Below are 12,077 nucleotides of genomic sequence, written 5' to 3'. Positions count from 1 at the left end.
TTCGGTCGAAACGATCATGATAGTCCCGATGCGTGTCGGGCTGAACCCCTTGCGGTGATTGGGGTGGAGACTGGAACGCGCAGGTGCGAGGCGCGCGGCCGCCATTCGCGCGACAATTGCTACATGCATCGCGCATCAGGAGCTTGTATGGGTGGCAACGTGGCCGTTCAGGCCATCGGCGCGGCGTTCGCGCTGGCCTTGTATTTTCTGCCGGCGATCATCGCGGACCGGCGCAAGCGCCGCGACGTGCTGACGCTCGCGCTCTTCAATGCCTGCCTCGGCTGGACCGTGCTCGGCTGGGTGCTCGCGCTGTATTGGGCGCTACAGCCGAATCCGGCGGAGAGCCTCGCGCGGGACGTCGTGGAGACACGCAAGGTGTCGACCTTGCGCGCGTTTTCATCGGCGCTGACGCTGCGCGTGCGGCGACGCCAGGCCGCGCGCGACCGGCCCGAGCGCTGAAACGATTCGGGCGGCTCGAGCAATACGAGCAACAAACGAACAACAGGAAACCGATTGATTGACGTGCACGGGCGTCACTCAGGGGCGTCAGTCAGGGGCGTCACTCAGGCCGCGCGCCCGATGCGACTCCACTGTACCGAGCCCGCCGGAATGGAGCGCGGCTCCGCCCGCACGGCTTGCGCCGCAAAGCTTTCGTGGCGCAGTTCGCCGTGTTCGTCGAACCACTCGCAGATCACCCAGTCGCCGGGATTCAGCGCGACCGGACCTGCGTACGTCACGGTCATGCGCGGGCCCCCTTCTTTTAACTTGACGACGTCGCCCACATTGAAGGCGGCGGCGGATGCTGTCTGGAATGCGTCAATGGTAGCGGTCAGCATATTGGGCCCCCCTATCTTGAGCGTTATTAACTTGAGCCCGGCTTTATCGACTCCGACCTGTTGAACGTACACGCTAAAGTTAAGACAGATTAACAATCGAATTTAAACGCGGCAAGCGCTTTTTTATTGATACCGTTTCCATTAGACCCGCAGTCCATGCTCGCTGGCTAAAGTTCCCGGCATTACCGAAAACAATCATCGCGACAGCTTGCGGCTAACCCTATGTGCGCTACCGCACAAACGCAACACTTACTGCAGGCCGTCTGCAGGCCGGTAGAAAATGCGAGGCCGGTTTCGTCTGATTAGAGAAAGCTGACGCGATGTCGTCGAGCCGTTAATCGGAATGAGCCAGTTTGATCTAAATCAGAATTACCTGTGAACGAGTAGATCGCCGGTAAATACGATGCAGTTCGTTATACCGCTTCGTTCAAATTGAACGATTTTTTCAGCAAGCTAACAAATGAAAACGATTACCAGCGGATTAATTTCAAACTGCCGGGGCCACCGAGCGCCGCACGCCTTGCTGATGACGTACCAGCAGCACGCTAAGGCCGATACACACGAACATCAGCACGGCATTGATAGCGAGGCTCAGCTGGAACGCGTGCGCATAAGAGGCGGGTGCCGAACTGCCGCCGAGCGCCCCGAAGAACGCGCCGCTGATCGCCGCGGTGCCGAACGCGGAGCCGATCTGCAACGTCGACGAGACCACACCCGATGCAAGCCCGGCCTTCTCGGGCACCACCTCCTGCAGCACGATGCGCATGATCGACGGCAACAGCAGACCATGTCCGACGCCCGCGCACACTAGCCCGCAGTAGAACAGCAGATCGGGCGTCGCGGATTGGGTAGCGGACCAGCCTGTCACCGTGAAGCCCAACGTCATCATCGAGAAACCGAGCGTCAGCACATGGGCGCCGATGCGCTTGACCACGGCCGGCGACGTCAACGGCCCGATCACGAAGCCGAGCGCGAACGGCATGATCGCGATGCCCGACGCGAGCGGCGTCCAGTGCAGGCCGGTTTGCAGAAAGATGCCGTAGGTCAGGAAGAACGCGCTATTGCAATAGAACAGGAACGCGAGCACGAGACCGAGCGCGAACGCGCGATTGCGGAACAGTTGCAGGTCGACGAGCGGATGGCCGCCAGCGCGCTCGACGCGCCGCTCGGTCGCGACGAACAGCGCGAACACCGGCACCGCGAGTGCGAACATGGCGAAGGTCCACGCGGGCCAGCCGGCTTCACGGCCATGCGTCATCGGATAGATGACGAGCAGCAGCACCGCCGACAGCAGCGCGACGCCCTTCAGATCGACGCCGGTATGCGTGGCCGGCTGGTTCTCCGGCACGAACTTCCATGTGCCGACGAACGCCGCGATGCCGATCGGGATGTTGATCAGGAAGATCACGCGCCAGTCGAGCCCGAACGGGTGATACGTGATCAGCGCGCCGCCGCCGAGTTGCCCGACGATCGACGACAAGCCGAACACGAAGCCATACAGACTCATCACGCGCGTCTGCTGATGCAACGGCACGACCGCACGAATCGTCGCGAGCACTTGCGGCGCCATCACCGCGGCCGCGATGCCTTGCACGATGCGCGAGACCACGAGCATGTGGCCGCTCGTCGCGAAGCCGCACAACGCCGACGCGATCACGAAAGCCGCCATGCCCGTCATGAACATGCGACGGCGGCCGAACAGATCGCCAAGGCGGCCCCCCGTGATCAGCAGCACCGCGTAGGCGGACGCATAAGCCGACACGACCAGTTGCAGTTGCGCGTCGCTCGCGTTGAGGCCCGTGTGAATCGACGGCAGCGCCAGATTGACGATGAAGTAATCGAGCGGCGCGAGAAAGGCGCCGACGAACAGCACGGCGAGCGCGAGCGCCTGGCGCTGAAAGCCGGGCGCCGACGCGTTGGCGGCGACAGCCATGCCGGCCATCGCCGGGCCGGGACCGGTCACGGCTGCGCTCGCCGCGCAGCTGACGGATCCACCGAATGCCGCCGGAGCGGACTTGATTGCCTCACGTTTCATGACCGATCGTTCAAAAATTGGTTAAAAAATTTTTGCGCCACTGCTCGCGGACGAGGCGTTACACCAGCGCGCGCATCGCCACATCGACGATACCGATCAGCGCATCTTGCTGATGCGCGACCCGCCCCATGACCCGCAAGCCCTGCATCACGCACAGCAGGAAATCGCCGACGGCTTGTTCGTCGAGCGTCGAATCGAATGCGCCGCTCGCCTGACCGCGGATCACCGCCGCCGCGAGCAAAGTCGCCATGCGGCGCTGAATCGCGGCGACGCGCGCGCGCAGCACTTCGTCATCGGGCTGCATTTCGAGCGTCGTATTCGTAATGAAACAGCTGCGCCGGCCGCTCAATGCGCAGGACACCCTCGCGTAGTGCAGCAGCGCGTCGCGCAGCGCCTGCTCCGGCTCGGCCGTCGCGCTCAGTCGCTGCGCAAGACGCGCGACCGCGCCTTCCGAGTAATGATCCAGCGCGGCGAGCATGATGCCGTGCTTGTCGCCGAACACGCCGTAGAGGCTGCCGCGCAGCAGACCGGTGGCCTTGCACAGATCGTCGATCGACGTCGCGTGGTAGCCGTGATCCCAGAACACCTGGCTCGCGTTCGCCAGCACGGTGGCCGTGTCGAACTCGCGCGGACGGCCGCGCTGACATGTTTCGCCAGCTTTTTTCGCGGCTTGCTTTGAATGACTCAATTGCGATGACCTTGTTGCCTGGTTGCGTCGGTCCGTTGATATTATGACTGGATGTTCAATAAATCAAGGATGACATTCGGAAGGCCTACACGCGTCGGGGTCATCCGTTCATTCGACAACCGCCATCAAAAAACCGGCGGCGGACATGGCCCGTCGCCGGCTTCGTTGCGCGCTCACAGTCACAGCAGGGGCTCAGGTCTCGAGCTTCGCATCCATCGTAATCGTTGCATTCAGCACCTTCGACACTGGGCAGCCGGCCTTCGCGTCCGCGGTGGCTTTGTCGAACGCGGCCTTGTCTCCGCCCGGAATCTTCACGGTCACGTCGAGATGCACCGCGGTGATCGCGAAGCCGCCACCGTCCTTGTCGAGCGTGACGGTGGCCGTGGTGCCGATGTGCTCCGGCGTGATGTTGGCCTTGCCCAGCTCCGCCGACAACGCCATCGAGAAACATCCCGCATGCGCAGCCGCGATCAGCTCTTCCGGATTCGTGCCGATGCCGTCCGCGAAGCGCGTCGCGAACGAGTACTGGGTGTCCTTCAGGACGCCGCTGTCGGTGGAAATCGAGCCCTTGCCGTTCTGCAGGCCGCCTTGCCAGACTGCCGATGCCTTGCGCTTCATTGCTCTCTCCTGTTTGTGCCTTGCCGCGCACGCTGCTCGACCAAAGATGATGCCCGCCGCGGCGGTCCGCCCGGATGTGTCCGCGCCTGGGCATCGGTCGCAGGTGCCGCGCGGTTTGCAGGCGCGGGCGTGGACCGGATTTCATCATAGGCGCTTCCGCGTCCCGGCGCGGAAATGCGCCTTTTTCACTATCTCAAAACTGGCAATAATATTTCGCCAGAAAGCCGCTTTTTTGCTGACCTCGTAAGAAATAGACTGCGTTCAACGGATCGGGGAACGCAGTTCACATCGATCCACCACACAATCAATTGGAGGTCGTCATGAAATCGCTTCTTTCCGCAGTCGTCGTCGCATCCGCTCTTATCGTTCCGGCACTGTCGTTCGCCCAGCAGGCAAACGGTCCGGTCACGCGGGCTCAGGTGCGCGCCGATCTCGTAGCCGCGCAAAAAGCAGGCCTCCTGAACCAGAACGACACCACCTATCCGAAGGCCGTGCCCCAGGACTCGACGATCGTCACCGCTTCGGCGCAAGGTTCGCAAGACGTCGGCGGCGCGAAGGCCAGTTCGTCGGATGCGGGCGCGCCGGCGACGGTGCAGCAACGTCTCTTTTCGACGTATCGCGGTAACTGAGCGTGGTAACTGATCGTGATAACCGAGCGCGCAAGTCGTTAATGTAGCGCGCAGTAAAAAAGCCCCGGTTGCGAAGTTCGGCAACCGGGGCTTTTCGTTGGCGCGCGCGGCGCTGCTGCGCAGCCGCTCGTTGGCAAAAGCGCTATTCGGGAAACGGCAGGCTTTGCTGCCCCAATGCGCGCATGTCGAACACGTTCAGCGTCATCGCGACCAGCGCGTAGTAGCCGAGCAGGCCGACCAGGTTGATCACGACCTGATGCCCGAAACGCCCGACCGTCTGCGCATACGTCGCGGCCGTCACGCGCTTCGTCTCGTACAGTTCGCTCGCGAAGTCGTAGATCAGCGCGTCGTCGGCATCGGCGAACTCGGGGCGGCGCCCCTGGCGGATCGCCTCGGCGTCCGCTTCGCCGACGCCCGCCTGCAGCGCGATCGGATAGTGGATGTACCACTCCGCCTGGGCCTGCCAGCGCGAAGCGGTCACCAGAATCGCGAGTTCCGACAGCCGCAGCGGCAGCCCGGTCTGGTAGCGGCAAAACGCGCCGAGGCGTTGCGCGTGCTGCGCGAGATCGGGGCTGTGAATCCAGCCGAGGAACGGCCCATTCAGGTTGCCGCGCGGGCCGGACAGGATTTCGTTGAGCACCGCCTTCTGTTCGGGCGTGGCAGTGGACATGTCGAAGTGAGGCAAGCGCTCGGTCATCATCGTTCTCGCAAAAGTCGGTGGGTCGAATCTCAGCGGGCGGCGAGCGACGCGCCGATCGCATCGCTGAGGCGGCTGACGATCTCGTCGATGTCGCGCTCCGTGCAGATGAACGGCGGCGCGAGCAGCACGTGGTCGCCGCTCTCGCCGTCGACGGTCCCGCCCATCGGATACACCATCAGGCCGCGCGCGAACGCTTCGCGTTTGATCGTCGCGTGCAGTTTCAGTTTGGCGTCGAACGGCTCTTTGGTAACGCGATCCTTGACGAGTTCGACGCCGACGAACAAGCCGCGCCCGCGCACGTCGCCGATATGCGCATGCTGCGCATAGTGCTCGCGCAACCGGCCGCGCAACTGCTCGCCACGCGCCTGCACGTTCGCCAGCAGATCGTCTTCCGCGATCACGCGCTGCACTTCGAGCGCGGCCGCGCACGCGGTCGCATGGCCGATATAGGTATGGCCATGCTGGAAGAAGCCGGAGCCGCCGACGATGGTCTGATAGATGCGGTCGCTGACCAGCGTCGCGCCGATCGCCTGATAACCCGCGCCAAGGCCCTTGGCGATGGTCAGCATATCGGGCGCCACCCCATCTTCGTCGCACGCGTACAGATAGCCGGTGCGGCCCATGCCCGACATGATCTCGTCGAGAATCAACAGCACGCCGTAGCGGTCGCACACCGCGCGGATCTTGCGGAAGTATTCGCGCACCGGCGGCACCGCGCCCGCCGTGGCGCCGACCACCGTTTCCGCGACGAACGCCGCGACCGTGTCCGCGCCGAGCGCGAGAATCTTCTGCTCGAGTTCATCGGCGAGACGCTGAGCGAACGCTTCTTCGGTTTCGTCCGCGCGCTGCTCGCGATATGCGTAGCACGGGCTCACGTGATGCGCTTCGATCAGGATCGGCAGGAACGGCTCGCGGCGCCATGCATTGCCGCCGATCGCGAGTGCGCCGAGGGTGTTGCCGTGATAGCTCTGCCGACGCGCGATGAAATGGCGCCGCTGCGTCTCGCCCTTCTCGACGAAATACTGACGCGCGAGCTTGAGCGCCGCCTCGATCGCCTCCGAGCCACCCGACACGAAGTACACGTGCTCGAGTCCGGCCGGCGCGCCCGCGACGAGCCGGTCGGCCAGTTGCTCGGCCGGCTCCGTCGTGAAGAACGACGTGTGCGCGTACGGCAACCGTTGGGCTTGCCGCTTGATCGCGTCGATCACGCGCTGGTTGCTGTGACCGAGGCACGACACGGCTGCGCCGCCCGACGCGTCGATATAACGCTTGCCCGTGGAGTCGATGATTTCGATGCCGTCGCCCGCGACGGCCACCGGCAAGGATTGCTTCGGAGAGCGATGAAAAACGGTGGACATGATGTTCAGTTCCTGGTGAGGGCGGCGGGCGCTGAAACGCGGGCCGGTTCGGGCGTCGCGCACGCGACGAAAGTGTCGAACGCGCATTGCTTCTGGCGATACGCTTTCATCGACACACCAGCGTTGCCGATTTCGAACAGCGCGGTGGCGAGGGTGTTTTCGTCGTCGGGATCGTAAGGATCGTCGCGGTAGATCGGCAAGCCCGCCGGCGCGCGATCGTGCAGTACGTCGAGCAAGGCCGCCGGTTGCAGCGGGCCGGCCGCGGCGAGGCGATTTCGCCAAGCCGGTAGCCGATGTCGTACGGCTCGCCGCTGACCTGAAAAAACACTGAATTCCTGCATCGACGCCACGGGTCGCACCATATTCAACAATCGGTACGTATTTATACGCCAATACAACATTTGTTGTCAAATGCCGTTGAACGATATCGAGCGGAGCGCGGCGTGCCTCACGCAATCGCTCAAGGCACGTACGCGCCCTTCGCATGCAACGATTGTTCGGCGAGCGCAAGCTGCTCGAGCGCATCCGCGCCTTCGAGCGCGAGCAAATGCGCGACCAGCGCTTCGGCGATCGCGGTGGCGGCCACCAGCGACGGAAAGAACGACGGGCTTTCGTGCGAGAAGATCAGTACCTTGTCGGCGTTCAACGCGATCGGCGACACGGCGCTGTCGGTGATGGCGATCAGTTTGCTGCCTTTTTCGAGCGCGGCCTCGGCGACGCGCGCGGCTTCGACCGAATACGGCGCGAAGCTGATGACGATGGTCGCGCTGTCGCGCTCGATCGTGCGCAGTTGCATTTCGAGCGTGCCGGCCTCGCCGTTGAGCAGCGACACCGACGGACGAAACAGCCGGTAGCCATAGACGAGACCGAACGCCACCGCGTAACACGAGCGGAAGCCCGCCACGTGCACGTGCGACGCACGCCGCAACACGCGCGCGGCCTCGACGATCACGCGGCCGTTATGCGCGGCGGTCGTTTCGAGATTGTGCTGCTGCGCGACGAGAAGATCGTTCGCGAGCGCATCTTTCGATTTGACCATCGAGCGCGCCCGGCTCGTCAACGGCTCCGGCCGCGTGCGCACACGCGCGACGAACAGATCGCGCAATTCGTTCCAGCCGGGAAACCCCAGTTGCTGCGACAGCCGCACCAGCGACGCGGGCTGCACCTGCGCGCGCTCGGCCACCTTGCGCATCGACGACACCGCGACCTCGTCGGGATGATCGAGCAGGAAGCCCGCTCCCATCTGGAACTGCGGGCTCAGTTCGGGAAAGCGCGCCCGGATCAGGGCGACGAGCTGATCGAAGCTGTCTGGCATGGGGAGGTGGGTCGGCGCCGAGGTGAGAGATGACAACAAATGTTACCACCGGACAGGCGCGTTTCAACGGCGCGAAGATGCTCGGTTCACCAGCGCTTCCCGATGCGCGTCGACGAAGTCCGCCATGCTGTCGAAGCGGAAGTCGATGTCAGGCTGCGAGCCCGGGTTCATCGTCGCGCCAAAGCCCGGCTGCGAATGACGGCGGTAAATCCAGCACGACGCCAGGCCGAACTCGTTTGCGGGCTTGTGGTCATGGAAGAGGCTTTCTGCCGTGTGAAGGATTTTTTCCTTCTTGATGCCGCGCTGATCGAGCTTCTGAAGCATGTACTCGAAGTTGCGCGGCGACGGCTTGTAGGACCCGACGTCCTCCGCTGTGATGATGGCGTCGAACTCAACCTGCAGCCTGGCGTTGCTGAAGGTGAAACTTTCGTTGTCGATGTTCGACAGGATGACCAGCTTGTAGTGCCTCTTCAGATATTGCAGCGCGAGCGCGGAGTCGGCGAATGCCGGCCAGTTTCTGATCGACTGGCCGTACGCCACGCATTCTTCGTGTGTATAGGGCAGGCCCCACTCTTCAGCCATGCGCTTATATACGATGGGAAGCAGTTCCTGATAGCGCTTCGCAGGGGTGAAGTTCTGCTGCGACGACTCGTGGCGAGCGTGCGCTTCGAGAACCTCGTCACGCGTGAGCGGCGTCCTGGCTCGCTCCAGCAGAGGCCTCAGGCCTTCAAGGATCCCACTCTCCCAGTCGATCAAGGTGCCGTAGCAGTCAAAAGTCAGTGTATCGAAATCGGTCAGTTTCACGACTCCTCCTGTCGGATGGCGTGCTCAAAGGTTGAACCCATGCCGAAGCGCAGCTAATCTGGTCAAACACGGGTCCAATACCTGGAGACTATATGCGCCACCTCGTCCTAACAATGGCTGTCTTAACAGCCGCCGGCATCACCGCATCCGCCAATGCTCAATCGGTGGTCACCCTCGGTCACTCGGCTCCGCTTACGGGCCCCCAGGCGCCGAACGGAAAGGACAACGAGAACGGCGCCCGCCTTGCTATCGATGAACTCAACAGGAGCGGTGTCACGGTCGCTGGCCAGAAGGTAACTTTCAAACTGGACTCCGAGGACGACCAGGCAGATCCGAAGGTTGGCGTTCAGGTCGCGCAGAAACTCGTCGACAGCGGCGTGATTGCTGTCCTCGGCCCGTACAACTCAGGTGTGGCTATCCCGGCATCGCGCGTCTATAACACCGGCGGGGTACCGATGCTGCCGGTTGCCTCCAATCCGGCGCTGACGAAGCAAGGCTTCAAAAACATCTTCCGTATCGGCGCGAGTGACGAGCAGCTAGGCGGAACGATGGGTCAGTTTGCGGCCAAAACATTGAAGGCCAAGACCGCCGCGGTGATCGACGACCGCACGGCATATGGGCAAGGTGTGGCCGAGCAGTTCGTCAAAGAGGCAAAGGCAAATGGAATTCAAATCGTGGACCAACAGTTCACGAACTCGTCGGCGACTGACTTCCTCGGCATTCTCACCAGCATCAAGGCCAAAAATCCGGATGTCGTCTTCTTCGGCGGATACGCTGCTCAAGGCGCGCCGATGGCCAGGCAGATGCGCGCACGCGGACTGCGAGCCAAGCTGCTTGGCGGTGATGGCATTTGCTCGGCCGACATGGGCAGGGTTGCCGGTGACGCGGCCTCTATCGTGTATTGCGCCCAGGGCGGCATCGCGCTCGACAAGACCCCAGCCGGCCGTGAGTTTCTGCAGAAATACAAGGCCGCGTTCAACACCGACACGCAGGTTTATGCGGTCAGCTACTACGACGGCGTAAAACTGCTGGCCGATGCGATGGTCAAAGCGGGAACCACGACCGATAAGGCAAAGCTCACCGCCCAGTTGGCAAAGACCAACTATAAGGGCGTGGCAGGCACCTACTCTTTCGATGAAAACGGCGATCTGAAGGGCGCACCCACGACCGTCTATGTGATCAGAAACGGCCTTCCGGTGCCCTACGGGCAGTGACGTTCAATCGAATAACCCCCAACGCACACATGAAAATCACTCGCACTATTTCGACGGTCGAGGTCCATACCGGCGGCGAAGCGTTCCGTATCGTGACGAGCGGGCTTCCTCGTCTTCCCGGTGACACCATCGTCAAGCGTCGAGCGTGGCTGAAGGAGAACGCCGACGAAATTCGTACCGCGCTGATGTTCGAACCGCGTGGTCATGCTGACATGTACGGCGGATACCTGACCGAACCCGTTAGTCCCACGGCAGACTTCGGAATCATCTTCGTCCACAACGAGGGTTATAGCGACCACTGCGGACACGGCGTTATCGCGCTGTCTACCGCGGCGGTCGAGTTGGGCTGGGTTCAGCGCCAGATTCCCGAGACGCGAATCGGCATCGACGCTCCATGTGGCTTCATCGAGGCGTTCGTGCAATGGGACGGTGAACACGCCGGCAACGTACGCTTCGTCAACGTTCCGTCGTTCATCTGGAAACGGGATGTCACGGTCGAGACGCCGTCGTTTGGCACGGTAAAGGGTGACATCGCCTTCGGTGGTGCCTTCTACTTCTATACGGACGGTGCGCCGCACGGTCTCGCAGTCCGGGAGTCTTCTGTCGAGGAACTGATCAAGTTTGGCGCCGAGGTCAAAAAAGCTGCAAACGACGCGTACCCGGTTGAGCATCCCGATATCCCGGAGATCAACCACATCTACGGGACCATCATTGCCAACGCACCGCGGCACGAAGGCTCGACGCAAGCCAACTGTTGCGTGTTCGCCGACCGCGAAGTGGACCGTTCGCCCACCGGCTCAGGGACGGGCGGACGCGTCGCGCAACTCTATCTGCGCGGCGAACTGGCGAGCAACGAGACGCTCGTCAATGAGTCCATCACCGGCACGGTCTTCAAGGGGCGTGTACTCAGTGAGACGACCGTCGGCGACTTCAAGGCCGTCGTCCCCGAGGTCCAGGGCAACGCATACGTTTGCGGTTTCGCAACCTGGATCGTGGACGAGCGTGACCCGCTGGCTTACGGTTTCCTCGTCCGATAATCGGTTCCTTGCAGTCGCTTTTAGCGCGGAACGCCGTGACAGGCATTCCGCGTTGTTTGATTGGCGAATCGAGCGGCCCGACCGGTAGGTCAAAGCGCGGTTTCGTGCGCGAGGCCAGCGCGTTGGCATCACCTCATCGCCCGTTCTTGCCTTGCGTCTTCTTTGCGGTCGCTCTGCTTCGGTTCCGAAGCGCGAAGAACACACCGGCTCCGAGCGCGACGAGCAGAACCACGATCAGGCCGCCACTGATGTCGCTCATGCCGGTCATGCCACGAGATTCGCTCTGGCTGGGCGCCGCCGAGGCAGCCACGGGCGCGGAAGCCTCCGCCGCGACGGGCTGCGGAAGCGCCACACCAGCGGCACTCCCTTGACGCACCAGAGAAGCCTCCGACGTCGGCGAGGCCTGGGACACCTGAGATGCATCAGATGCGGATACGGCTGGAGGCGCTTCGGGATTGGGACCGACAGGTGCCATCGCCGTTTCCGAGGCCGTCATGACAGGCGCGGCCGGCTGAGGCGCGGCCGCCTGAGGAGCGACGTCGACGGACCGGGCCATCGCCTTCCACTGCGCGAACACGCCATCCACGCAGTGCACATCGATACAGGCGTTTCGCGCCTGCCGCCACTTCGCCAGTTGCGCGGACGAGAGTTTCCCGCTGCTCAGAAGAGCCTGTTGCTGCGCGAAGATGTCGTCGTACTCGTTGTTCAGGATCGCGTGATCGCAAATGACGCGCTCAGCGGGTTGCTGCGAGGTTGCACACTGAATGTCGTTCGCCGATGCCGCGGTCGAACCCAACGCCGCCATGGATAGCAGCAATACTCCGAATCGTCGTGCCAGGTGCA

General features: G+C 62.7%; 14 protein-coding genes. 4 read left to right on the top strand and 10 right to left on the bottom strand.

From position 1 onward, the window contains the following. Window positions 1-147: 147 nt before the first annotated feature. Entirely contained in the window at window positions 148-459 is a 312-nt protein-coding gene (locus OKW35_RS27495) for a superinfection immunity protein (protein WP_184047290.1), read from the top strand. A 104-nt stretch (window positions 460-563) separates the two neighbouring features. On the opposite strand, the gene OKW35_RS27490 is transcribed toward OKW35_RS27495, so the two are convergent. The 4 genes from OKW35_RS27490 to OKW35_RS27475 all read right to left on the bottom strand — a co-directional run bounded on the left by OKW35_RS27490 (window position 564) and on the right by OKW35_RS27475 (window position 4,177). Beyond that, the gene (locus OKW35_RS27490) at window positions 564-836 is read right to left on the bottom strand and encodes a YodC family protein (protein WP_429353638.1); all 273 of its coding nucleotides are present in this window, start codon (window positions 834-836) and stop codon (window positions 564-566) included. A 487-nt stretch (window positions 837-1,323) separates the two neighbouring features. Beyond that, complete coding sequence (locus OKW35_RS27485) at window positions 1,324-2,871, bottom strand: MFS transporter (RefSeq protein ID WP_429553663.1); 1,548 nt, start codon at window positions 2,869-2,871, stop codon at window positions 1,324-1,326. Between the two features lie 58 nt (window positions 2,872-2,929). Continuing rightward, window positions 2,930-3,559, bottom strand: coding sequence for a TetR/AcrR family transcriptional regulator (locus OKW35_RS27480; RefSeq protein ID WP_187630725.1), 630 nt, complete (start codon window positions 3,557-3,559; stop codon window positions 2,930-2,932). 192 nt (window positions 3,560-3,751) lie between these two features. Then, window positions 3,752-4,177, bottom strand: a complete 426-nt coding sequence (locus OKW35_RS27475; protein ID WP_429403023.1) for an OsmC family protein — start codon at window positions 4,175-4,177, stop codon at window positions 3,752-3,754. 320 nt (window positions 4,178-4,497) lie between these two features. Here OKW35_RS27475 and OKW35_RS27470 point away from each other — a divergent pair, with 320 nt between their 5' ends. Further along, window positions 4,498-4,806 carry a DUF4148 domain-containing protein gene (locus tag OKW35_RS27470; protein WP_429353637.1) on the top strand — a complete coding sequence of 103 codons (309 nt, stop codon included), beginning with the start codon at window positions 4,498-4,500 and terminating at the stop codon, window positions 4,804-4,806. Between the two features lie 142 nt (window positions 4,807-4,948). Here the strand turns inward: OKW35_RS27470 and OKW35_RS27465 are convergent, their stop codons facing one another. From OKW35_RS27465 to OKW35_RS27445, 5 genes are all read right to left on the bottom strand, one after another. Continuing rightward, window positions 4,949-5,503, bottom strand: a complete 555-nt coding sequence (locus OKW35_RS27465) for a carboxymuconolactone decarboxylase family protein (RefSeq protein ID WP_429553865.1) — start codon at window positions 5,501-5,503, stop codon at window positions 4,949-4,951. A 32-nt stretch (window positions 5,504-5,535) separates the two neighbouring features. Next, window positions 5,536-6,864, bottom strand: a complete 1,329-nt coding sequence (locus OKW35_RS27460; RefSeq protein WP_429553662.1) for an aspartate aminotransferase family protein — start codon at window positions 6,862-6,864, stop codon at window positions 5,536-5,538. Between the two features lie 5 nt (window positions 6,865-6,869). After that, a complete protein-coding gene (locus tag OKW35_RS27455) occupies window positions 6,870-7,226 on the bottom strand; it encodes a hypothetical protein (RefSeq protein ID WP_425199378.1) in 357 nt (118 codons plus the stop codon). A gap of 98 nt (window positions 7,227-7,324) precedes the next feature. Beyond that, window positions 7,325-8,179, bottom strand: coding sequence for a MurR/RpiR family transcriptional regulator (locus OKW35_RS27450; RefSeq protein WP_184039682.1), 855 nt, complete (start codon window positions 8,177-8,179; stop codon window positions 7,325-7,327). Window positions 8,180-8,242: 63 nt separating this feature from the next. Beyond that, window positions 8,243-8,983 carry a haloacid dehalogenase type II gene (locus OKW35_RS27445; RefSeq protein WP_429553661.1) on the bottom strand — a complete coding sequence of 247 codons (741 nt, stop codon included), beginning with the start codon at window positions 8,981-8,983 and terminating at the stop codon, window positions 8,243-8,245. A 92-nt stretch (window positions 8,984-9,075) separates the two neighbouring features. Here OKW35_RS27445 and OKW35_RS27440 point away from each other — a divergent pair, with 92 nt between their 5' ends. Together OKW35_RS27440 and lhpH are read left to right on the top strand one after the other, a co-directional pair. After that, a complete protein-coding gene (locus OKW35_RS27440) occupies window positions 9,076-10,197 on the top strand; it encodes a branched-chain amino acid ABC transporter substrate-binding protein (protein ID WP_184059900.1) in 1,122 nt (373 codons plus the stop codon). A 29-nt stretch (window positions 10,198-10,226) separates the two neighbouring features. Continuing rightward, window positions 10,227-11,234, top strand: a complete 1,008-nt coding sequence (gene lhpH, locus OKW35_RS27435; protein WP_429553660.1) for a trans-3-hydroxy-L-proline dehydratase — start codon at window positions 10,227-10,229, stop codon at window positions 11,232-11,234. A 133-nt stretch (window positions 11,235-11,367) separates the two neighbouring features. On the opposite strand, the gene OKW35_RS27430 is transcribed toward lhpH, so the two are convergent. Continuing rightward, the gene (locus OKW35_RS27430; protein WP_184059896.1) at window positions 11,368-12,039 is read right to left on the bottom strand and encodes a hypothetical protein; all 672 of its coding nucleotides are present in this window, start codon (window positions 12,037-12,039) and stop codon (window positions 11,368-11,370) included. Window positions 12,040-12,077: the final 38 nt, after the last annotated feature.

Source organism: Paraburkholderia sp. MM5477-R1, assembly GCF_050436385.1.
Classification (GTDB): Bacteria; Pseudomonadota; Gammaproteobacteria; order Burkholderiales; family Burkholderiaceae; genus Paraburkholderia; species Paraburkholderia tuberum.
The sequence above is the reverse complement of the archived record's forward strand: the minus strand, read 5'-3'. Positions and strand labels throughout refer to the sequence as shown.